20 protein-coding genes are annotated in these 22,176 nt (G+C 71.5%); 11 read left to right on the top strand and 9 right to left on the bottom strand.

The window, feature by feature from the left end; all coding sequences use genetic code 11:
- Window positions 1-115 precede the first annotated feature (115 nt).
- Together E4P39_RS03825 and E4P39_RS03820 are read right to left on the bottom strand one after the other, a co-directional pair.
- Complete coding sequence (locus tag E4P39_RS03825; RefSeq protein WP_245159612.1) at window positions 116-1,648, bottom strand: APC family permease; 1,533 nt, start codon at window positions 1,646-1,648, stop codon at window positions 116-118.
- On the bottom strand, window positions 1,645-3,699 hold the full coding sequence (locus tag E4P39_RS03820) for a primary-amine oxidase (RefSeq protein ID WP_135135058.1): 2,055 nt from the start codon (window positions 3,697-3,699) through the stop codon (window positions 1,645-1,647). The genes E4P39_RS03825 and E4P39_RS03820 overlap by 4 nt, the downstream gene beginning before the upstream one ends.
- Window positions 3,700-3,746: 47 nt before the next feature.
- Between E4P39_RS03820 and E4P39_RS23115 the strand changes: the two genes are divergently transcribed.
- A complete protein-coding gene (locus tag E4P39_RS23115; protein WP_280790782.1) occupies window positions 3,747-4,805 on the top strand; it encodes a methyltransferase in 1,059 nt (352 codons plus the stop codon).
- Window positions 4,806-5,117: 312 nt separating this feature from the next.
- Here E4P39_RS23115 and E4P39_RS03805 read toward each other — a convergent pair whose 3' ends face one another.
- Window positions 5,118-6,740, bottom strand: coding sequence for a helicase HerA-like domain-containing protein (locus E4P39_RS03805; RefSeq protein WP_245159611.1), 1,623 nt, complete (start codon window positions 6,738-6,740; stop codon window positions 5,118-5,120).
- 379 nt (window positions 6,741-7,119) lie between these two features.
- Between E4P39_RS03805 and E4P39_RS03800 the strand changes: the two genes are divergently transcribed.
- Window positions 7,120-8,736, top strand: coding sequence for a M20/M25/M40 family metallo-hydrolase (locus E4P39_RS03800; RefSeq protein WP_209306329.1), 1,617 nt, complete (start codon window positions 7,120-7,122; stop codon window positions 8,734-8,736).
- A 70-nt stretch (window positions 8,737-8,806) separates the two neighbouring features.
- On the opposite strand, the gene E4P39_RS03795 is transcribed toward E4P39_RS03800, so the two are convergent.
- The gene (locus E4P39_RS03795) at window positions 8,807-9,352 is read right to left on the bottom strand and encodes a dirigent protein (protein ID WP_167761560.1); all 546 of its coding nucleotides are present in this window, start codon (window positions 9,350-9,352) and stop codon (window positions 8,807-8,809) included.
- A 219-nt stretch (window positions 9,353-9,571) separates the two neighbouring features.
- Window positions 9,572-10,756 carry a sugar phosphate nucleotidyltransferase gene (locus E4P39_RS03790; protein WP_135135054.1) on the bottom strand — a complete coding sequence of 395 codons (1,185 nt, stop codon included), beginning with the start codon at window positions 10,754-10,756 and terminating at the stop codon, window positions 9,572-9,574.
- A gap of 64 nt (window positions 10,757-10,820) precedes the next feature.
- On the opposite strand from E4P39_RS03790, the gene E4P39_RS03785 reads away from it, so the two are divergent.
- Window positions 10,821-11,636, top strand: a complete 816-nt coding sequence (locus tag E4P39_RS03785) for an alpha/beta fold hydrolase (protein ID WP_135135053.1) — start codon at window positions 10,821-10,823, stop codon at window positions 11,634-11,636.
- Window positions 11,637-11,728: 92 nt separating this feature from the next.
- On the opposite strand, the gene E4P39_RS22130 is transcribed toward E4P39_RS03785, so the two are convergent.
- On the bottom strand, window positions 11,729-11,884 hold the full coding sequence (locus E4P39_RS22130; RefSeq protein ID WP_167761552.1) for a DUF6131 family protein: 156 nt from the start codon (window positions 11,882-11,884) through the stop codon (window positions 11,729-11,731).
- Window positions 11,885-11,987: 103 nt separating this feature from the next.
- A complete protein-coding gene (locus tag E4P39_RS03780; protein WP_135135052.1) occupies window positions 11,988-12,224 on the bottom strand; it encodes a hypothetical protein in 237 nt (78 codons plus the stop codon).
- Window positions 12,225-12,297: 73 nt separating this feature from the next.
- Between E4P39_RS03780 and cutA the strand changes: the two genes are divergently transcribed.
- Together cutA and E4P39_RS03770 are read left to right on the top strand one after the other, a co-directional pair.
- Window positions 12,298-12,633, top strand: a complete 336-nt coding sequence (cutA, locus tag E4P39_RS03775) for a divalent-cation tolerance protein CutA (RefSeq protein ID WP_135135051.1) — start codon at window positions 12,298-12,300, stop codon at window positions 12,631-12,633.
- A 77-nt stretch (window positions 12,634-12,710) separates the two neighbouring features.
- A complete protein-coding gene (locus E4P39_RS03770; RefSeq protein WP_245159610.1) occupies window positions 12,711-14,576 on the top strand; it encodes an EAL domain-containing protein in 1,866 nt (621 codons plus the stop codon).
- Between the two features lie 32 nt (window positions 14,577-14,608).
- On the opposite strand, the gene E4P39_RS03765 is transcribed toward E4P39_RS03770, so the two are convergent.
- Window positions 14,609-14,896: a DUF6343 family protein gene (locus E4P39_RS03765; RefSeq protein ID WP_135135050.1), complete on the bottom strand. Its 288-nt coding sequence runs from the start codon at window positions 14,894-14,896 to the stop codon at window positions 14,609-14,611.
- A 46-nt stretch (window positions 14,897-14,942) separates the two neighbouring features.
- Between E4P39_RS03765 and prfB the strand changes: the two genes are divergently transcribed.
- From prfB to ftsX, 3 genes are all read left to right on the top strand, one after another.
- The gene (prfB, locus tag E4P39_RS03760; protein ID WP_135135049.1) at window positions 14,943-16,055 is read left to right on the top strand and encodes a peptide chain release factor 2; all 1,113 of its coding nucleotides are present in this window, start codon (window positions 14,943-14,945) and stop codon (window positions 16,053-16,055) included.
- A gap of 115 nt (window positions 16,056-16,170) precedes the next feature.
- Window positions 16,171-16,851 carry a cell division ATP-binding protein FtsE gene (ftsE, locus tag E4P39_RS03755; protein WP_209306348.1) on the top strand — a complete coding sequence of 227 codons (681 nt, stop codon included), beginning with the start codon at window positions 16,171-16,173 and terminating at the stop codon, window positions 16,849-16,851.
- A 77-nt stretch (window positions 16,852-16,928) separates the two neighbouring features.
- Window positions 16,929-17,813, top strand: a complete 885-nt coding sequence (ftsX, locus tag E4P39_RS03750) for a permease-like cell division protein FtsX (protein ID WP_135135047.1) — start codon at window positions 16,929-16,931, stop codon at window positions 17,811-17,813.
- A gap of 79 nt (window positions 17,814-17,892) precedes the next feature.
- On the opposite strand, the gene E4P39_RS03745 is transcribed toward ftsX, so the two are convergent.
- On the bottom strand, window positions 17,893-19,356 hold the full coding sequence (locus tag E4P39_RS03745) for an Nramp family divalent metal transporter (RefSeq protein WP_209306328.1): 1,464 nt from the start codon (window positions 19,354-19,356) through the stop codon (window positions 17,893-17,895).
- A 400-nt stretch (window positions 19,357-19,756) separates the two neighbouring features.
- Between E4P39_RS03745 and smpB the strand changes: the two genes are divergently transcribed.
- From smpB to E4P39_RS03730, 3 genes are read left to right on the top strand one after another with little or no spacing between them, the layout of a single operon-like run.
- Window positions 19,757-20,233: an SsrA-binding protein SmpB gene (gene smpB / locus E4P39_RS03740; protein WP_135135045.1), complete on the top strand. Its 477-nt coding sequence runs from the start codon at window positions 19,757-19,759 to the stop codon at window positions 20,231-20,233.
- The gene (locus tag E4P39_RS03735) at window positions 20,230-21,153 is read left to right on the top strand and encodes an NADP-dependent oxidoreductase (protein WP_135135044.1); all 924 of its coding nucleotides are present in this window, start codon (window positions 20,230-20,232) and stop codon (window positions 21,151-21,153) included. The genes smpB and E4P39_RS03735 overlap by 4 nt, the downstream gene beginning before the upstream one ends.
- Complete coding sequence (locus tag E4P39_RS03730; protein ID WP_135135043.1) at window positions 21,150-22,049, top strand: amidohydrolase family protein; 900 nt, start codon at window positions 21,150-21,152, stop codon at window positions 22,047-22,049. Before E4P39_RS03735 ends, E4P39_RS03730 begins: the two co-directional genes overlap by 4 nt.
- The last annotated feature ends 127 nt before the right edge of the window (window positions 22,050-22,176 follow it).

Here is a 22,176-nt window from a genome sequence, read left to right as displayed (position 1 = left end):
CCGACGCCAGACGAGCGGTCGCTACGGGCGGCCCGACACGGGCGTACCGACGCAGCCCGCGACGACGTCTCGCCGCAACCCCTGCGTCGGCTTCTCGGCAGGTGGCCCCCGTCGATCAGCGGCGCGGGTCGGGGTCGCGGTCGGTGGACCGGCCCAGCGGGCCGGCTCCGTCGTCCCGAGCTCGGGCGCCGTCCTGCACGGTCCCCGGCGGGAGCGGCTCCTCCTCCATCATGCCCACCTCCCGGAGCACCTCCGGGTTCCGGACGCGGACGCTGAAGTACCACGCCAGACCGAGGACGAGGACTGCCAGGAAGATCCACGGCAGCAGGTTGTACGGCGAGGGCGGCACGGGCCACACGTTCTTGAAGAACACGTACAGCAGGGCGACCACGACCACGACGGCGAGGACCGTCGACAGGGGGTTCGCCTCGCCGCGTCGGCGCAGGAAGAACGGCAACGAGGCGGCCATCAGCAGGTAGGCCAGCATGTAGCCGAAGGTGCCCAGCGTGCCGGCGTATCCGATGACGTTGAATGCTGCCGTCCCCGTGGCGACGAGGAGGACCGGCACCAGTCCGACCACCGGCGCGATCACCGCGATCGCCACGTGCGGGGTCTTGTGCGTGCGGTGGGCCTGCCCCAGCGCCGCGGGCAGGACGTCCTCCTCGCCCATCGTGTAGAGCACCCGGGCCGCGGCGTTGATGCTGGCGATGATCACCGCGAAGAAGGACGCAGTGACCCCGAGGTCGACGATCCACGTGAGGCCACCGAGGCCGTTCTGCTCGGCGAGGTCGCTGATCGGCGCCGTACTGGCGCTGAGGTTCTCGGGGCCGTCGAAGCCGAGGACCGAGGTGTAGGTGGCGAAGACGTAGAGCCCACCGACGATCAGCGCGCTGCCCACGACCGCCCGGGGGATCGTGCGGTGCGGGTCGCGGGCCTCGGCGCCGAGGCTGGCCGCGCTCTCGAAGCCGACGAAGCCCAGCACGGCGAGGACGATGCCGAACGTCACGCCGTCGAAGGACGCGCCCTCGAAGGAGAACTGGGAGGGGCCGGCGGCGATGCCGTTCCGGGCCAGGACGACGACCAGCACGACGAGCACGGCCGTCACGGAGATGATCTCCAGGACCAGACCGAGCCGGGTCGAGATCTTGATGCCGATGATCGCGAAGGCGGCCGCGCCCACCGCCGCGATCACGAACAGGACGACGTATCCGATGGTGGAGGTAGCGGGGAGGCCGAGGGTCTCGAGGAAGTTCCCGAGATAGAGGCCGGTGCCGATCACGCCGACCATCGCGATGCAGGTGTAACCGATCACCAGACCCCAGCCGGCAGCGAAGGCCCCGGTGGGGCCGAGGCCCCGGGCGACGTAGCTGTACAGCGAGCCGGAGGAGGCGAACCGTCGCGCGAACTGCGCCACGCACAGGCCGACGAGCACGACGACGACGATCGCGGCCACGAACGACATCCACGCGGCCGGTCCGGCGTAGAGGGCGATCAGCACCGGCAGGCTGGCCATCACCGCGCTGGGGGCGATGGCCGCCACCGACTGGGCCATGACCTCCAGCTGGGTCATCGAGTCGTGCGCCAGTCCGCGGTCGGACCGGACGGGCTGTTCTTCGCCGGGCTGCCGGCCGGTCTCCTGGGTGCTCACTGCGCGGCCGGTCCGGCGGTGCCGTGCCCGGCGTCGTGGTGGGCGGCGGCCTGTCCGGTGGCTCCGTGCCCGTTGCCGTGGCCGTGCTCGTGGCCGTCGCCCGGGTGGCAGGCGGGTGTCGACCGCGGCATGTCCAGGGCCGGGTTCCCGTCGAAGAAGCCGACCGGCTTGAGGTGGAACCCGACGTAGGAGACCGGCATGACCGGCCAGTCCTCCGGGCGGACCACGTGATGCGCGCCGAAGGAGTACCAGACGACGAGGTCCTGATCCTCGAGCGGGCGGTCGGCCTTCTGGTACTCGACCAGCCCACCGGGCGACCCGTGCTGGTTGGGGTAGTCGCCGGCGGCGTACCGCTGGTTGTCGTCGAACGCCGTCACCCACAGGTGCTTGTAGGCGAACTGGGCCCGGGAGAAGGCCTGCGAGCCCTCCTGCTGGAGCGGCAGGACGTTGTCCCCCGGCATGAGCTTGTAGCCGACCGGCTGGCCGAGCTCGTTGACCTGCGAGGGGTTGACGACGTACCAGGTCCGGGCGACGAACGGGTCGATCAGCCGCTGCGCCTCGCTCTCGCGGGCCAGCAACGTCTTGTTCGTCACCCAGGCGTTGTCGTACGGGTTGTCCGGGCCGGGCGGCAGGGCGGCGGCGTCGACCTCGTAGACCGAGTTCCGCTCGCCGTCGACCTGCATGTCCAGCCGGACGTTGAAGAAGTGCTGGTGGTGCGGTCCGTACAGCCCCGGAGCCACGAGGTTGCCGAACCGCGGCTCCTCACCGATCGGGATCGCGCCGGTCGAGAGGACGCCGCTGAGCTTCACCTCGAACTGGATCGAACCGTCGGTGTAGAGGTACCAGAAGAAGCCGTACTCGTAGTTGCCGACGGTGGCGAAGCAGGAGATGACCAGGCGGCGGGAGCGGCGCACCTCCACCTTCTCGGTACGGAAATCGGTGTGCTTCCAGCCGACGCCGAAGTCCTCCTCGTGCATGCAGATGGCGTTGGGGATGACGACCGGCTGGCCGTCCTGGTCGTTGGCCACCGCGTCGAAGTAGTGGATCTCGCCGAGGCAGTCGCAGCCGAGCTCGAGCGGATTGAGCAGCAGCCCGACCCCGTACTCGCCCTCGTCGAAGACGTTCTTGATCCGGTGCGTCGGGGCCGGGTCGGCATAGGGGATGTACATCTCCGACAGCGAGGCGCGGTAGATGACCGGCCGCAGCCGGCCGCGGTCCTCGTACCCGATCTGGTGCAGCACGAGGCCCTCGCGGGGGCTGTACCCGACCCGCAGCCGCCACTTCTGCCAGCTGACCGCGTGGCCGTCCACCGTGAAGCTCGGGCCGTCGGGCTGGGTGATCTCGATCGGCCGCACGTCCTCGCGCAGGCGGGTGTGCGCGGGCCGGTTGTCGTCGTCGAACATCAGCTCCGGCACGTAGTTGCCGGCCGTCGGCGGCAGCGGCACGACCCCGTGGTCGCGCACGTCGATGACCTCCATGAGGTCGAGGTCGACGAGCACGATCAGCCCCTCGACCGGCCGGGCGTAGCCGTTGTCGTCCTCCCGGGAGCGGACGAACGTCAGCGGGCGGATCAGGCGCCGGCCCTGCGGGTCCTCGATGTCGTAGCCCGCGGCCCACGGGTCGATCATCGCCAGCGAGAAGTCGGTGACCCCGCGCTTGCGCATCGCTTCCTGCCAGCGTGGATCGGCGCGCGTGATCTCCTCCGTGCTGAAGAACTCCTCCAGCATCACGCTCGGCTGGACGTCCTCGATGACCTGCCAGGAGGTCACCATCCCGCTGGACAGGGAGACGACGGCCTCGACCGTCTGCTGGTGCCCGCGGTCGTAGAGGACGACGAACGCCCCCCGGTCGAGCGCCTGCCCGCCGTTGCGGTCGTGGTCGAGGACCTCCTGCTTCGGAGGCTCGTGCAGGGCGACGGTGACGAACCGGACCGTCGGGCCGAGGTCCCGTTGCTCGCGCAGGATCTCGGACGCTCGCCGGATCTCGTCCGCGTTGAGCGGCTCGAGCGGGTTGCGTGTCGTGGTGCCGACGTCAGGCAGCTGAACGGCCACGAAGACTCCTCGGTGGGGCCGGGCTGGGGGCGCGAAGGCGCGGCCAGATGCGGCGGACCGTAGCGGGGTTCCCGCAGGTCGGACAAGGACTGTCGACCCCGTTCGCAAACCTCCGGCGCCGTGACCGTGGCGCTCGCCTCCGCCGCCGATCGGCTGGCCCGGCTGGCCGACGGCTACCTGGTCACCCAGCTGCTGCACGTCGCGATCGCCCTCGGCGTGCCGGAGGCGCTCGCCGGCGGGCCGCGGACCGCCGAGGATCTGGCCGCCGAGGTGGGCGCCGTCCCCGGGCCGCTGCGCCGGGTGCTCCGCGGTCTGGCCGCCGAGGAGGTGCTCGAGGAGGACGGCGACGGCCGGTTCTCCCTCGGCGGTCCAGGGCGACTGCTCCTACCCGACGTCCCGTCGTCGCTCCGCGCGGCGGTCACTGCCCGGGCCGACATCTACTACCGCGCGGCCGTCGGCCTGCTCGACGCCGTCCGATCCGGCGGCACCCCGTTCGAGCTGGTGCACGGGCAGGCCTTCTTCGCGCGTTCCTGTCCGCAGCGCCCGAGCGGCTGGCCGCCTTCCGGGGGTCGATGGCGGACCGCTCCGCCCGCGAGGCCGGGGCGGTCGTGGACGTCTACGACGTGTCCCGCTTCGCGTCCGTGGTCGACGTCGGCGGCGGCAGCGGCACCCTGCTGCGGGCGGTGCGCGACCGGGCGCCGCACGCCGAGCTCACGTTGTTCGACCTTCCGGAAGTCGTCGACGGCAGCGACCTGCCGGCGGTGGGCGGGGACTTCTTCACCCGCGTGCCCGGCGGCGCCGACGCCTACCTGCTCTCCCGCGTGCTGCACGACTGGGACGACGCCGACGCGCTGCGGGTGCTGCGCACGTGCCGCGCGGCGATGCGGCCGGACTCGCTGCTGCTCGTCGTCGAGGCGGTCGTCCCGGAACGGGCGGTCGACGACCCCGCCGCGGTGCGCATGGACCTCCACATGCTGGTGCTCCTGCACGGTCGCGAGCGGACCGTGGCGGAGTACGCCACCCTGCTCGACGCCGCGGGGCTGCACCTCACCGCCGACGTCCCGACCGGCGCCGGGGTGCACGTGCTGGAGGCCCGGCCCCGCTAGCTGTTGTCACCCGAGACGTTGGTCGCGGCTGCCCACCGGGTTCACAGGGCGTCGACCGGCGGAAAGTGATATCTCCTGAGCCATGAGCAGCGAGTACGTGGTCGGAAGGCGTGCCGGCGCGGACGGTTCACCCGTCGGCGAGCGGCACGCGGTGGTAGCCACAGCCACCCGCAAGGAGCCACCGTTCCGAGCGGAGTGCGGGGCGAAGGTGGACGTGACGGACGGCGACTGGCCACCGGACGGCGGGGAGGACCGCGCCTGCCCGGTGTGTGCCCGGGACACCAGCGCGCCCTGGACCTGACGCCGTAGGGCTCAGCGGCGCCGTCGGCGGTTGCCGAACAGGCCGCGGGTGAGCTCGCGTCCCAGTGCCGAGGCGGCTGACCGGGCGAACGACCGGAACGCCGCCGAGCCGAGCACGGTCTCGACGACGCCGTCCTCCGGTGGAGCCTGCGCGCGACCGCGACGACGAGGGGCCTCGGGCTCGGGGATCTCCGGCCACGGGTTCGGCAGCTCGGGCTCGGGCGCGGCGTCCGGCGCGGCCACCGGCGGGGGAGCGAGCCGGGCGGCGAGCCGCTCGTAGGCGGAGTCGCGATCCACGGGTTGGCCGTACTTGACCGTGAGCGGCGAGGCGGCGACCGCCTGCTCCAGCACCGCGGGCTCGACCGGCGCCATGAGCGAGCGGGGCGCGCGCAGCATCGTCCACGCGACCGGGGTGGGGGACCCCCGCTCCGACAGCACCGTCACGGCGGCCTCTCCGGTGCCGAGCGAGGTCAGCATCTCCGCGATGTCGTAGTCGTCGGACTCCGGGAACGTCGACACCGTCTTCCGGAGGGCCTTGGCGTCCTCGGGGGTGAAGGTCCGCAGCGCGTGCTGCACCCGGTTGCCGAGCTGGCCGAGCACCCCGCTCGGGACGTCGGTCGGGTTCTGCGTCACGAAGAAGATGCCGACGCCCTTCGACCGGATCAGCCGCACCGTCTGGGTCACCGACTCGAGGAACGCCTTGCTCGCCCCGGTGAAGAGCAGGTGGGCCTCGTCGAAGAAGAAGACGAGCTTCGGCTTGTCCAGGTCGCCGACCTCGGGCAGGTCCTCGAACAGCTCCGCGAGCAGCCACATGAGGAAGGTGGAGAACAGGGCGGGCCGGTCCTGGACCGCGGCCAGTTCCACCGCGCTGATCACCCCGCGGCCGTCGGGGGTGGTCCGCAGGATGTCGGCGGCCTCCCACTCCGGTTCGCCGAAGAAGACGTCGCCGCCGAGATCCTCCAGGCCGATGAGCTCGCGGAGGATGACGCCCGCGGTGGCCGGTGAGAGCCCGCCCAGGCCCTTCAGCTGCGGTTTGCCCTCGTCGCTGACCAGCCAGCTGACGACCGACCGCAGGTCCTTCAGGTCCAGCAGCGGCAGCCCGGCGTCGTCGGCGTAGTGGAAGATCAGCCCGAGCGAGCTCTCCTGGGTGGGGTTCAGATCCAGGACCTTGGACAGCAGCACCGGGCCGAACCCGGTGACCGTGGCCCGCACCGGAACGCCGGGCCCGAGGCCGCCCAGCGACAGGAACTCCACCGGATACCCGGCCGGCGTCCACGCGTCCCCGGTCTGCGCGGCGCGTTCGGTGACGCGCTCACCCGGGGCGCCGGGCCGGGCCAGCCCGCTGAGGTCGCCCTTGACGTCGGCCAGCACGACCGGCACCCCCGCGTCCGAGAGCTGCTCCGCGATGAGTTGCAGGGTCTTCGTCTTGCCGGTGCCGGTCGCGCCGGCGATGAGCCCGTGCCGGTTGAGCATCGCGAGCGGGAGCCGCACCTGGGCCGCGGCATGGGCCCGGTTCCCGTGCATCACCGCGCCCAGATGCAGGGCGGGCCCCTCGAAGGCGTACCCGGCGGCGATGCGCGCGGCTGCCGCCTGACCGGGGTCGTCGGCCGCTGGGAGCGGGCTGTTCTGGGTCACGGCTCCGGACGGTAACGGCCCACGCGGCATCCGGCAGGGTCCGGGCGACCCGCTCCCGGGGCGTTGACCGTGCTCCTCGACTCCTGCCGCACCCGGAGCGCGCCCAACGCTCCAGGAGTGAGTGACCTACGCGTCCTCGCCGATGTCCTCGTTCCACATGGCCGGGTGGGCGGCGATGAAGTGGGTGGTGCAACCGGCCGCCGGGTCGTTCGCGAACTCGCGGCGGCTCAGCACCACGTCACCGCCGGCACACGAACGGTCAGGGGCGCGACCTCCTCCCTGTACGTCCGATGTCAGCGGAGAGATCCTTCCCGTGCCCGGAACCGGGCGAGTGCCGGCGGGCGCCCCGCGCGGGTCGGGGCCGACCAGGGAGTGGCGGATGACGCAACGGAGGACGAAGCCGGCGAGGAGGACGGCGCAACGCGCCGTCGCCGTGGGCACCGGCGGGATGCTCGTGGCGCTCCTGCTGCCCGGATCCGCTGCGACCGCCGGCGGCGGGTGCGGCGACCGCGCCAACGACACGTACGAGGAACTCCTCGACTGCGTCACCCTCGAGGGCGTTCGGCAGCACCAGGAGGCGTTGCAGGAGATCGCCACCAAGAGCGAGGACCCGGTCTACCCGGGCACCCGCGCCGCCGGCACGGAGGGCTACCGGACGAGCGTCGAGTACGTCGCCGAGCGGCTCGAGGCGGCCGGCTACGAGGTGACGCTCGACGAGGTCGAATTCGAGTTCGAGTTCCCCGCCGCGCTCCGCCAGCTGGAGCCGGTGGACGTGGAGTACGAGACCGGCGTCCTCACCGGCAGCGGCTCGGCCACCGTCGAGGGCCCGGTGATCCCCGTCGACATCAACCTGGCAGGCGACCGCGCCTCCACCAGCGGCTGCGAGGCGGAGGACTTCGCGGGACTCGACTTCAGCGGCCCGGCCGACATCGCGCTGATCCAGCGCGGCACGTGCACGTTCGGGACGAAGGCGCAGAACGCCGACACAGCGGGCGCCGAAGCGGTCATCACCTTCAACCAGGGCAATGCGCCCGACCGCATGGCACTGGTCATCGGGTCCGCCACGTCTCTCGACATCGAGGGCACGATCCCGGCCGTCTACGACATCCCCGTCGTGGGCGCCAGCTTCGACGACGGCGTGGCCCTGGCCCAGGAGGGCTCCGTCGCCTCCGTGGAGGTGCAGCCCTCGGAGATCCGCACCGACCACAACGTGATCGCCGAGCTGCCGGGCAGGAACACCGACAACGTCGTCATGGCCGGCGCCCACCTCGACAGCGTCACCGAGGGGCCGGGGATCAACGACAACGGCTCCGGTTCGGCGGCTCTGCTCGAGACGGCGCTGATGATGGCCGAGTCGGAGCCGGAGAACACGCTGCGGTTCGGCTGGTGGGCGGCCGAGGAACTCGGTCTGCTCGGCTCCGCGGACTACGTCGAGGGGCTGTCGCAGGAGGAACGCGACCGCATCGCGCTCTATCTGAACTACGACATGGTCGGCTCGCCGAACCACGTGCTCATGGTCTACGACTCCGACCAGTCGACGTACGAGGTGCCGGCGGAGGCGCCGTTCGAGATCCCGGAGGGATCGGTCGCCATCGAGGACCTCTTCGAGTCGTACTACACGGCGATCGGGGAGCCCTACGACGACACCGCGTTCTCCGGGCGGAGCGACTACGAGGCCTTCATCCTCGCCGGCATTCCCTCGGGGGGCCTTTTCACGGGTGCCGAGCAGATCAAGACCGAGGAGCAGGCGGCGATCTGGGGCGGCACCGCGGATGAGCAGTTCGACCCGTGCTACCACCTGGAGTGCGACACCTTCGAGAACAACGACGACCACGCCCTCGAGGTGAACGGCGACCTGATCGCGTTCGCGATGCTCACGTACGCCTACTCCACGGAGACCGTGAACGGGGTGCCGGGCGAGGAGGTCCCGGGGGAGCCTGTCGAGCTGCCCGAGCCGGCCGGTCCCGAAGGCACGTTCGCAGTCGCAACGCCGTAGGCACGGCCGGAGAAGGACGGGCAGGGGGCGGGTCGTCGACCCGCCCCCGTCCCGTCGGTTCGGCCCGGCCCTACTCCGCGAGGTGGATGTCGGCCTCGTACAGGGTGGTGGTGGCGGCGTCGGGGTCGTCGACGTCGGTGATGTCGAGGAGGTTCACCACTCCGGTGGCGCCGAAGAAGTCGCCGCTTCCGCCGGTCACCGCGATGTCCAGCTGGAAGGCCTCGGTGGGCTCCTCGGCGCCGAAGTCGACGACGACGGTGCCGTGCAGCTGGGAGCCGGAGTCGAAGGCGAAGGTGGCGTCACACGAGAAGATCAGCTCGGCGGCCTGCGCGGTGCACTCGATGTGACTGCGGCCCACTTCGCTGCCGGCCGTCTCGCCGTCCTCCGTCTCGTGCAGCACCTCGCTGATGAACAGGCGGCTCCCGACCGGAGGAAGCTCCTCCTCGGGCATGCCTTCCTCGTCCTCGGTGAACGTCGTCCCGTCGGGCAGGACGATGGCGAAGTGGTCCTCCACGGCGATCCAGCGGTTCTCGTTGTCCTCCGCGGCCAGTGCACTGCTCGGGCCGACCAGGCCGCCGGTCAGGACGAGAGCGGACAGCACAGCGATACGGCGCATCAGGTTCTCCCTTGAACGGTGATGTGAGATCGGTGCCATCGCGTTCACAGCGTCCGTGCGGCCGCGGTGGTGCACGCGGACGGCCTCGTCTCAGCCGGATCTCGGCGCACACGATGTCACCGTCGTCGCAGCGACGGAAGGTGAGCGCTTCCGGGAAAACAGCGCGAGAGATCCGGTGCTCGCACCTGACCGGCGCCGTCGAAGGACGGCGCCAGGCCGTCACCCGTCCCGATCCGGGTCCGGGAACCGGGTGCCGGCGGCGATCTCGGAGTCCGGCTCCACTTTCGCCCGACGCCCCACCAGCGTGATGTCGCCGTCCCCGCCCACCGTGGCGCCCCGGCCCACGTCGACGCCGTCGTCCAGCACCGCGCGGGTCACCGTCGCCCCGGACCGCACCCGGACGCCGGGCAGCAGGACGGAGTCCACGACGGTCGCCCCCGGCTCGACGACCACGCCCGGCGAGAGAACCGAGCCGCGCACCTCGCCGGCCACGCGGGTGCCGCCGGAGAGCAGGCTCCCGTCGACGACGGCGCCGGACAGGACCCGCGCCGCGCTGCGCCGGCCGCCGCGGGTGTGCACCGGCCAGGCCGGGTCGTCCAGGTCGATCGGGGGCTCCGCCGACAGGAAGTCGCGGTGCGCTTCCCAGTAGGCCGGGATGGTGCCGACGTCCCGCCAGTAGCTCTCGAGCGGATACGCGCGGGCCAGGCCGTCCTTGGTCTGGGCCGGCAGCAGCTGGCTGCCGAGGTCGTCGAGGCCGTCGTCGCCGGCGTCGTCCGCGAGCGCCTCCAGCCGATCCAGCGTCGGCGTCGGCGTGAACACGAAGACCTCGTTGGTGGCGGTGGTCGTCGCCGGCTCCTCCGGCTTGTAGGCGTAGTCGTCGACCTTCCCGTTCGTACCGACCCGGACGATGCCGTAGCGGGACGCATCGTCCTCGGCGACCTCCGTGGTCACCATCGTCACCTCCGCGCCGGAACCCAGGTGGGCGTCCACCACGTCGCGATAGTCCAGCTTGTAGACGGCGTCCGAGCTGACGACGACGAGCGCGTCCGGGTCGAAGTCGCGGACCAGCTCGGCCTGCCGCCACAGCGAGTCCGCCGTACCCGTGGCCCAGCCGCCGCGGTCGGTGCCCAGGAACGGCGGGAGTGTCATGAGGCCGCCGGAGGTGCGGTCCAGGTCCCAGGGCCGTCCGTTGGACAGGTGCTCCGACAGGGACGTCGGGTGGAACTGCACCGAGACCCACACGTCGGCGATCTGCGAGTGCTCGCAGTTGCTCAGCGCGAAATCGATCAGCCGGTATACCCCGCCGAAGGGGACCGCCGGCTTGGCGCGGTTCTCGGTGAGCAGTTCCAGCCGGCCGCCGGCACCGCCGGCGAGCACGAGGACGAGGATCCGGGGAAGAGCCATGTCGACCGCGCTACCCCGTGCCGGGGACGCGAACCCGTCGCGGCCGACGCTGCATCATCGGCCCATGGTCCGTTCGGCGCTGGTGGGGGCGGGCATCGTCGTCCTCGTGCTCGCCCTGCTGACCGGACTGCTCTGGGCCTTCCAGCGGTCGTTGATCTACCTGCCCGACGCCGGTCCGGTGCCGGCCGCGGCGGCGGGCCTGCCCGGCGCCCGGGACGTCGTGCTTCCCACCGCCGACGGGCTCGAGCTCGGCGGCTGGTTCCTCCCCGCGGACGACGGTGCCCCCGCCGTCCTGGTGGCGAGCGGCAACGCCGGCCACCGGGGCTACCGCGCACCGCTGGCCGAGGCGCTGCACGAGGCCGGGCTGTCGGTGCTGCTCTTCGACTACCGCGGCTACGGCGGCAATCCGGGCAGTCCCAGCGAGGCGGGGCTGGCCCTCGACGTGCGGGCGGCCCGCGCGTTCCTGGTCGACGTCGTCGGCGTGCCACCGGAGCGGCTCGTCTACTTCGGGGAGAGCCTCGGCGCCGCGGTGGTCACCGAGCTCGCGACCGAGCATCCGCCCGCCGCACTGGTCCTGCGCTCACCGTTCGTGGACCTCGCCGCGGTCGCGGCCGTGCACTATCCGTTCCTGCCCGCGCGGGCGCTGCTGCGCGACCGGTTCCCGGTGGCCGAGCAGCTCGCCCGGGTCGAGGCGCCGACGACCGTCGTCTACGGCGCCGACGATTCGATCGTGCCGGCGAGTCAGAGCCGCGCGGTGGCGGCGGCGGCGGGGCGACTGCACCGGTCGGTCGAGGTCGACGGCGCCGACCACAACGACCGCTCGCTCCTCGACGGGCACCAGCTGGTGGACGCCGTCGTCGAGCTCGCCCCGCTGGACTGACGGCCCCGAGACGGCACCGGGCCCCGCTGTCAGCGCTGACAGCGGGGCCCGGGAGCCGTCCCTCGGAGCCGCGCGAGGCGACGCCGGGTGGATCAGAAGAAGTGCTTGCGTCCGCCCACCGCGCGCCCGGTCGAGCCGAGCAGCACGAGGACGAGCCCGATGACCAGCACGATGATGCCGATCGTCGTCAGGATGGAGATGTCGGCGAGGAGGCCGATGAGGAGCAGGATGAGACCGAGGATGATCACGAGTACCTCCGGAGGTTGACAGGGCGATCGATCACCCAAGATCATCTGCCCACCCCTGAGCGGACGCACCCCTCGTACGGGCAGGTACACCCGAACGTGGCCGTCAGCCGCCGCGCTCGACCTCGGCCTGGGCCACCCCCCGCAGCGCGGTCAGCAGCGCCTCGTCGGAGGCGTCCCCGCGGTCGAGGGCCTCCCGGGCCGGCGCCGGGAGCAGGTCGAGGTCCACGGTCTCCAGCCAGGTCAGCTCCTCGCCGACCCGGCGCCCGAGCCGGAGGCCGGCACCCTCCCGGCGCACCACGTACTCGTCGCTGTCGAGCTGGATCGTCATGTCGTCGGTCATGCCGCTCGCACTACCCGCGGGGACAGTGGTTGCACGCTGGGCGTCCCCGGCCGAGGGGCGACAGGATGGTCGGGTGGACGAGGAGTTCTGCGAGGTCGTCGTGACGGCCGCGGACGACGCGTGGCTGGCCGGCTTCACGCGCACCCTCGTGGAGGAGCGGCTGGCCGCCTGCGGGCACCGGGTCGGGGCGATCCGGTCGGTGTACCGGTGGGCCGGCGCGATCCACGACGAGGAGGAGGCCCGCGTCGCCCTGCACACCCGGCGGGCCCTCGTGCCGGCGATCGTCGCGCGGGCGGGGGAGCTGCACCCCTACGACGTCCCGTGCGTGATCGCGCTGCCCCTCGTCGGCGGCAACCCCGCCTACCTCCGGTGGATCGCCGAGGAGACCGCGGTCCCCGCCACCGGCTGACGCGCGCGCCGGCACGCGGCTCACCCCTTCGGGCAGCACGACCCACGGCTGCCCTGTGGCTCGGGTCACTCCTGCCGATGGAGAAAGGAGACAGGACGCCGACGTCGGCCGTCCTCGGGCAGCGGGCGGCACTCATGGCGGCACCACAGGGTCGGCACGAACGCCCCGTCGCTGTGCCCGGACGCCGGCTCGCCCCGGCCCACGTCGACCTCATGGAGGCGATGCTCGACGCACTGCCGTCCCCCACGTTGCTGGTCGCCGCAGACGGCACCGTGCTGATCGCCAACTCCGCGTGGGTCGCCGCCGCGGAGCTGCTCGACGACGACCGGGTCCGGGTGGGCGTCGGCGGCAACTACTTCGAGCTCGCCCTGCGTCTCGCGGACGACGACACCAACCGGACGATGATCAGCTCGCTCCAGGAGCTGGCCCGTGGGCAGCGCCGGACGGTCTCCCTGGACTACGCGCTGCCGCACCGTGCGGGGGTCCTCTGGTTCCACCTGCAGGCCACGCGCGTGGGGGAGGACGGGCACGTCGTCGTGACGCACACCGACGTCACGTCGCGAGTCGTCGCGGAGAAGGCGTCGGCCTGGCAGGCCCGGCACGACTCACTGACCGGTCTGCCCAACAGGGCGCACCTGCACGACATCATCGACGCCGAACTGCAGCACCCCGACCACCCGGCCGTGGCCGTGCTGTTCCTCGACGTCGACGGCTTCAAGGACGTCAACGACTCCCTCGGCCACGAGGTGGGCGACGAACTGCTGCGGGAACTGGCCGCGCGGCTGCGGGCCGGCGTCCGCTCGGAGGACACCGTCGGCCGCCTCGGTGGCGACGAGTTCGTCGTGCTCTGCCGCAACTGCGACACCGACGGCGCCGAGCTCCTCGCCCGCCGGTGCCAGAGCGCCTTCGAGCGGCCCTTCGAGGTCGGTGGCCGCGCCCTGCGGCTCAGTGCCAGCATCGGCATCGCGGGGGTCGGCCCGACGGATCGCCCCGGAACCCGATCGCCCGACCTCGTGCGCGATGCCGACCTCGCGATGTATGCGGCCAAGGCCGCGGGTCGCAATCGGTTCCGCGTCTTCACACCGGACCTGCGCGCGGCCGTGCAGCAGCGGCTCCAGCTGGCCGGCGAGCTCCGGGACGCGATCACGAGTGGCCAGATGGTGCTGCACTACCAGCCGGTGATGAACCTGCGCACCGGCGGGATGACCGGCGTCGAGGCCCTCATCCGCTGGCAGCACCCCGAGCGCGGCCTCCTGCCGCCGTCGGAGTTCATCGCGCTCGCCGAGCAGTACGAGCTGATCGCGCCGCTGACCCGCTGGGTGCTGGCCGAGGCCACCCGGCAGGCCGTCGCCTGGGACCTCGCCGGCCTGCCGCTGGTGATGAACGTCAACGTGAGCGCCGATCACTTCGCGACCGGCACCCTGGTCCAGGACGTCGCCGACGCCCTGGCCGCCTCCGGCCTCGCACCCGGGCGGCTCGTCGTCGAACTGACCGAGACGAGCCTCGCGGAGGACCCGCAGCGCGCCGCCGAGCAGCTGGCGGCCCTGCGCGTCTCCGGCGTCGAGGTGTCGATCGACGACTTCGGCAGCGGCTTCTCCTCGCTGAGCCAGCTCGTCGCTCTGCCGGCCGGCGTGCTCAAGATCGACCGGAGCCTGGTCGCGGGCGCCGACGGCCCGAACAGCCAGGCCGCCGCCGCCGTCGCGGCCGTCGTCGCCCTGGCGCGCGCGTTCGGGATGCGGACCGTCGCCGAAGGAGTGGAGACCGCCGCGCAGCTTGCGGTCACGACCGAGCTCGGGTGCACGTTCGCGCAGGGCTACCACCTGGCCCGGCCCATGCCGGCCGAGGAGCTCACCCCGTGGCTGATCGCCCGGGGGCCCGCGTCGTCGGGGAGGGCCGTCCTTCCTGGAGCCGCGGAGCCGGCCCAGGTGTCCGCACCCGCCTGACCCACCGCCTCGTGCGTCCCGACCGGTAGGTCTCAGCCGGGCTCGCCCCGGGCCTTGCGCCGGACGATCACACCGATGTCGACCAGCGCCGTCGCCGCCAGGACGAACAGGATCACGGCCGTCCAGACCGGCAGGCCGGCTGCCAGGAAGCCGATGCCTGCGGCGGCACAGACGACCAGCCCGAAGACGGCGAGCACCAACCGGAGCGTGAGCGCCGACCGTGCGGGAGGAGCGCCCGCGAAGCCCGCCGTCGGGTCGTGGTGGTCGGGCAGACCCTGCTCGTAGTCCGTACGGGAACGGTGCCCGCGAGGCTCCGTCATGCCGTTCCCGGATACCCCGGCGGCGGGCGCACTACCCTCGGAGAACGTGGCTGCTGACTTCTCCGTCGTCCTGGACGAACTGAACACGACCCTGAAGTCGATCGAGGCCGTGCTGAAGGTCGACGACCTGCGCCAGGAGATCGCCGATCTGGAACAGCAGGCCGCCGCGCCGGACCTCTGGAACGACGTCGAGGCCGCCCAGGCCCTGACCTCCCGGCTCTCCTACCTGCAGGGAGACCTGCGGCGGGTGGAGGACCTGCGCAGCCGGCTCGACGACGTCGGCCTCATGCACGAGATGGCCGAGGAGGAGGGCGACGAGGCCACCACGGCCGAGACCGAGCGCGAGCTGACGAGCATCCGGACCGCGATCGAGGAGCTCGAGGTGCGCACCCTGCTCTCCGGCGAGTACGACGCCCGCGAGGCGCTGGTCACCATCCGCTCGGAGGCCGGCGGGGTCGACGCCGCCGACTGGGCCGAGATGCTCATGCGCATGTACCTGCGCTGGGCGGAGCGGCACAAGTACCCGACCGAGGTCTACGACGTCAGCTACGCGGAGGAGGCCGGCATCAAGTCGGCCACGTTCGCCGTCAAGCAGCCCTACGCCTACGGCACGCTTTCGGTCGAGCAGGGCACCCACCGGCTGGTGCGGATCTCGCCGTTCGACAACCAGGGCCGTCGCCAGACGTCCTTCGCCGGGGTCGAGGTGCTGCCGGTGGTCGAGCAGACCGACCACGTCGAGATCCCGGAGAACGAGATCCGGGTCGACGTCTTCCGCTCCTCCGGGCCCGGTGGGCAGAGCGTCAACACCACCGACTCCGCCGTCCGGATGACGCACATCCCGACCGGCATCGTGGTGTCCTGCCAGAACGAGAAGAGCCAGATCCAGAACCGTGCCGCGGCGCTGCGGGTGCTCCAGGCGCGGCTGCTCGTCGTCCGCCAGCAGGAGCAGCGCGCGGAGATGGACGCGCTCAAGGGGGAGGGCAGCAGCTGGGGAAACCAGATGCGCTCCTACGTCCTGCACCCGTACCAGATGGTCAAGGACCTGCGCACCGAGTACGAGACCGGGAACACGACGGCGGTCCTCGACGGCGACATCGACACGTTCATCGAGGCCGGGATCCGGTGGCGCAAGCAGCAGGAGAACGGCGAGGGGAACTGACCGCTCCCAGCCCACGCGCAGGTGGTTGGGGCCCCTGGGAACGAGTCCGGGGAGTTCCGTGGCGGTGCCTCGGTGATGGGGTCCGGTGCAGGTACCGTGGCGCCTCGTGATCGAAATGCAACACGTCACCAAGCTCTATCCGGCCAGCGGCCGGCCGGCCCTCGACGACGTGTCCACCGAGATCGACAAGGGTGAGTTCGTCTTCCTCATCGGGTCCTCCGGTTCGGGCAAGTCGACGTTCCTGCGCCTCCTGCTCAAGGAGGACACCCCGACCTCGGGCACGGTCACGGTGAACGGCCAGACGCTCAACACCCTGAGCAAGTGGAAGGTGCCCAAGCTGCGCCGCACCATGGGGTGCGTCTTCCAGGACTTCCGGCTGCTCCGTGACCGCACCGTCGCGCAGAACGTCGCCTTCGCGCTCGAGGTGATCAACAAGCCGAGCAAGACGATCAAGCGCGTCGTCCCCGAGGTGCTGGAGATGGTCGGCCTGGAGGGCAAGGCCCACCGGCTGCCCGGCGAGCTGTCCGGCGGCGAGCAGCAGCGGGTGGCCATCGCCCGCGCGTTCGTCAACCGGCCGCTCGTGCTGCTGGCCGACGAGCCCACCGGCAACCTCGACCCGGAGACGAGCGAGGGCATCATGCTGCTGCTGGAGCGGATCAACCGCACCGGCACCACGGTGATCATGGCGACGCACGACTACCACATCGTCGACTCCATGCGCCGGCGCGTGATCGAGCTCAACGGGGGAGTCATCACCCGCGACCAGTCGCGTGGTGTCTACGGGGTCGGGCGCTGACGCGCTACTTCCTGACCACGTGCAGCTGACGTCCAGGCGATCGTCTCGCCCCGGGCAGAGATCCAGATAGGGAATCCATGCGCGTCAACTTCGTGCTCTCCGAGGTGGCCACCGGGCTGCGTCGCAACCTGACCATGACGGTCGCGATGATCCTGACCACGGCCATCTCGCTCGGACTCATGGGCACCGGTCTGCTGATCGCCGGGATGATCTCCGACATGAAGGAGATCTACTACGACAAGGTGCAGGTCTCCATCTTCCTGGCCGAGGACGTCACCGACGAGCAGCGCGCCGACATCGAGTCGCGGCTGACCGAGTCGCCGGAGGTCAAGGCCTACCTCTACGAGTCCAAGGAAGAGGCCTACGAGCGCTTCCAGCAGCAGTTCAGCCAGCAGCCGGAGCTCGTCGAGAACACTCCGCCCGACGCCCTGCCGGAGAGCTTCCGCGTCGAGATGGTCAACCCCGAGCGCTACGAGGTCATCGCCGCGGAGTTCCCCAGCGGGCAGAACGGCGTCGACCAGGTGCGCGACGAGGGCGACTTCCTCGACCGGCTGTTCAGCCTGCTCAACGGCGCCCGCAACGCGACGATCGCCGTGGCGGTGGTCCAGGCGCTGGCGGCGCTGCTGCTGATCTCGAACACCATCCAGCTGGCGGCGTTCAACCGGCGCAACGAGACGAACATCATGCGGCTGGTCGGCGCCTCGCGCTGGTACACCCAGCTGCCGTTCATCCTCGAGGCCGCCCTCGCCGGCCTGATCGGCGCGCTGCTGGCCATCGGCGGGCTCATCCTGACGAAGGTGCTCTTCGTCGACCGGACGCTGGCCGGACCGATCAAGGCGGGCATCATCCCGCCGGTCGACTGGGGCGAGATCGCCTTCATCAGCCCGATCATCGCCGCCGCCGGCGTCGGTCTGGCCGGTACCGCCGCCTACGTCACCCTGCGGCTCTACGTCCGGCTGTAGTTCCCCGCGGGCTCTGCACAGTGGCCCCCATCAACGCCTGATGGGGGCCCACTGTGCCGATCCGGCCCGTTCCTGCGGATCAGCCGAACAGCTGCGAGAACTGGTCCCACAGCAGGATCGCCGAGAAGAAGCCGTAGAACAGGACGGCCCAGCCGATGGCGACCAGGCGTCCGCCCCGCAGGCCGATCTCGCGCGGCAGCGTCCGCTTGTTGAGCTGGATCAGCAGGCACGAGTACACGAACATCACCAGCCCGTTCAGGGACGACGCGATGACCAGCAGCACCAGCGGCTGGGTGACACCGGAGAGCAGGATGACCGAGCCGAAGACGATCTCGGCCCACACGGTGGCGAAGTAGAGCCGGCTCTCGGTCCAGGTGGTGCTGTTCGCGAGCGGCCCGGTCTTGAGCACGTCGGCGGTCACCCGCCCCACCATGTCCAGCACGGCGAGGTTCGTGGAGTAGAGGACGACGGTGCCGATCAGCCAGAACGTCGTCCCCAGCCACGCCCCCTCCGACGCCTGCAGCGACTCACCCTGCACGCGGATGAAGTCGAAGCTCTCCGCCGTCGCGCCGGTGCCGACGGTGACGTAGGTCAGCGTCATGAAGGTGAGCAACGCGATCGCGCCGATGACGAAGAACGTGAAGAACTGCTCGCGGTCGGCGACCCGCCACCAGCCGTGCCACCGGCGCAGGTTCGCCTCGTCCCGGCGGAAGAAGAAGCCGGTCGTGGGAGCGGCCATCTCCTCTCCGGTGATCGGCGAGACGATCCGGGGCAGTCGCGCGCCCATCCCCAGGTTCTTGTCGCGCACCCAGTTGGACTGCACGAGGTTGAGCGAGCCGCCCGCGCCCGCGAACGCGATGGCACCCAGCAGCGTTGCCGCACCGATGGAGCCGATCGCGTCGGGTATCTCACCGACGTTCACGAAACCCTCGCCGAGCGCGGCGTACCCGTCGAAGCCGAGCAGGGCGACGATCGCGTAGATCATGAACAGCACGATCAGGCCGACGAAGAAGAACTGGACCTTCTCGACGGTCTGGTACACGACCGGCGACACGGTCAGGACGGCGCCGATGAGCAGCAGCACCCCGATGGTGATGTAGGGGACGGCGCCCTCGCTGAAGCCCATCGCGAAGCTGAGCGTCGTCGTCCCGCCGGTGGCCCAGCCCGGCCACGCCCACGGGACGATGGTCATCACGATGAACAGCGCGCCCCACGGCCTCCACAACCGGGTGAAGCCGGTGACGGCGGTCTCCCCGGTCGCGAGCGTGTACCGCTCGATCTCCATGTTGAGGAAGTACTGCGTCCCGACGCCGACGAGCACGAGCCAGACCAGGGCGAGCCCGACCTGCGAGGTGATGTAGGGCCAGAGCACGTACTCGCCCGAGCCGATCGCGCCGGCGAGCAGGAGCACGCTGGGACCGAGCACCTTCTTCATGGGCAGCGGCTCGGGCAGGTCGGCGTACTCCACCGGCGCCACGTACCTGCTGGGGATCTCGGTGGCGATGTTCGGGCCACCCGCTGTGTCAGGGCGAGATTCGGCCACGGTCATTCTCCTAGCGGACTGGGAGCCCTCCGACTGGGGGCTCCACGAATCGAGGCGTCGAGGATCTCCGCGGCGGGGAGGGCGGTCTCCCGCCGGATCCGCCTGCGGGTCCCGCCTCGGGGGTGAGCGCCTGGTCGACCTGATCGCGCGCGGGACCGGTGACGTCGATGCCGGCGGATGCGGCCATCAGCTTCTCCAGACGGTCCGGAACCGGAAGTCCGTTGTGAAGAGCGATCGTGCGTTCTTGCAGGTCAGGCCCGGTATGGGGGCCGGTAAAGCCTCTCCGGCACCCCCCGGCTGGTCGGGCCGGGCGGGGTCGTACGTCCGGTCGCAGCGCTGCCCGTCGTCGCGCACGCCGCTGCGGCCGGGGCGCCTTCGGCCCGGGAAGTAACCTGGGCACATGCCGCGTGAGACCGGGCGAAAGCTCATCGCCCAGAACAAGAAGGCGCGGCACGACTACTCGATCCTCGACACCTACGAGGTCGGCCTGTCGCTGACCGGTACCGAGGTGAAGAGCCTCCGCGCCGGCCGCGCCTCACTCGTCGACGGCTTCGCCTCCATCGACGACGGCGAGGTGTGGCTGCAGCACGTGCACATCCCCGAGTACACGCAGGGCACCTGGACCAACCACGCCCCGCGCCGGAAGCGCAAGATCCTGATGCACCGCGGCGAGATCGACAAGCTGATCGGGAAGATCAAGGAGGGCGGGCTGACGCTCGTCCCGCTGGACCTGTACTTCAAGGACGGCCGGGTCAAGGCCACCCTCGCGCTCGCCAAGGGCAAGAAGTCCTACGACAAGCGGCACGACATGGCCGAGCGCGACTCCCGCCGCGAGATCCAGAAGGCCTTCGGCCGGCACCTCAAGGGCCGTCGATGAGGGGCATCGCCTACGACCGCTTCGGCGGCGAGGACGTCCTGCAACTGCGGAACGATCTCCCCGATCCGCCGGTCGGCCCGGACACGGTGCTGGTCCGCGTGCACGCGGCCGGGGTCAACCCGGTCGACATGGCGATCCGCGAGGGCTACCTCGCCGGTGCCTATCCGCACTCCTTCCCGATCACGCCGGGCTGGGATGTCGCCGGCGTCGTCGAGGCCTTCGGCTCTGCCGTCGTGCACTTCGCGCCCGGTGACGAGGTGTTCGGCTACGTCCGCCGGGACGACGTCCGGTGGGGGACGACGGCCGAGTTCGTGCCCGCCCCGCAGCGGTGCCTGGCGCACAAGCCGGAGTCGCTGTCCTTCGCCGAGGCCGGCGCCCTGCCGCTGGCCGGGCTGACCGCGTACCAGGCGCTCACCGAGGCGCTCGACGTGGGCGAGGGTGACCGGGTGCTCGTGCACCGGGCCGCCGGCGGCGTGGGCTTCAACGCCGTGCAGATCGCAGTCGCGCTCGGCGCGCACGTCATCGGCACCGCGAGCCCGAGGAACCACGGCTTCCTGCGCGACGCGGGTGCCGCGGAGGTGCTCGACTACTCGGCCGGCCCGACCAGCGAGCAGCTGTCCGAGCCGGTGGACGCCGTCCTCGACCTGGTCGGCGGCGATGTCCTGGCCGACGCGCCCAAGCAGGTGCGCGACGTCTCCCGCATCGTCTCGGTGGTCGATCCGGCCGTGAACGACATGGGTGGCCGCTACGTGTTCGTCCGCCCCGAGCAGCACGACCTGGAGGAACTGGGCCGCATGGCCGACGCCGGCCAGCTGCGCGTGCCGATCGCCAAGGCGTTCCCGCTGGAGCGGACCGCCGAGGCCCAGCGCCTGGTCGCGGGCGGGCACGTGCGCGGCAAGGTCGTCGTCACGCTTCGATGACCCTGGTGCTCCCGCCGGCCGACGACGCCGACGTCCCCCGGTACTGGCGGGAGCTCGGCCTGCCCGGGCTGGTCGACGCGCACGTGCACTTCCTCCCCGACCCGGTGCAGGCCAAGGTCTGGCAGTACTTCGCCGAGGCGGTCACGCACTACGGCGCTCCGTGGCCGGTCGAGTACCCGGTGCCGGTGGAGGACCGGCTCGCCGTCCTCGACCGGCTGGGTGTACGCGCGTTCCCGACGCTGCCGTACCCGCACAAGCCGGGGATGGCCGCGTGGCTGAACGAGTGGTCGGCGGAGTTCGCGCGGGCCCGCCCGCAGGTGCTCTCCTCCGCGACCTTCTACCCCGAACCGGAGGCCGCGGGCTACGTCGGGCAGGCCCTCGACCGCGGCGCTCGGGTTTTCAAGGTGCACGTGCAGGTGGGCCGGTTCGACCCGCGCGACCCGCTCCTCGACGACGTGTGGGCGCAGCTCGAGGACAGCGGGACGCCGGTGGTCATCCACTGCGGATCGGGCCCGCTGGTGGGGGAGCACACCGGGCCGGCGCCGGTGACCGGGCTGCTGCAGCGGTACCCGCGGCTGCAGCTCGTCATCGCCCATCTCGGCATGCCGGAGTACGCCGAGTTCCTGGACCTCGCCGAGCACCACGAGCTCGTGCACCTGGACACCACCATGTTCGCCACCGACTTCATCGAGCGGCTGATGCCCTTCGACCCGGCCCTGCGGCCACGGCTGCGAGCGCTCCGGGACAAGGTCCTCCTCGGCAGCGACTTCCCGAGCATCCCGTACGCCTACGCGCACCAGCTCCAGGCGCTGCACCGGCTGGAGCTGGGGGAGGAGTGGCTGCGCGCCGTCCTGTGGCGCAACGGGGCTCGCCTGTTCGGACTGGAAGCAAGATGACACCGCAGGCTCGGGCCGACCCCCGCGGTGCTGGGCACCCTGACCTCCGCGGGCCCGCGCGCTTCTGACAGCGCCTGCTCGGCCGGCCGCTGGGTTCCGACGACCCCGGCCGGGCGAGCGTGCGCCG

The sequence above is a fragment of the Blastococcus sp. CT_GayMR19 genome (genome assembly GCF_004570385.1).
Classification (GTDB): Bacteria; Actinomycetota; Actinomycetes; order Mycobacteriales; family Geodermatophilaceae; genus Blastococcus_B.
The sequence above is the reverse complement of the archived record's forward strand: the minus strand, read 5'-3'. Positions and strand labels throughout refer to the sequence as shown.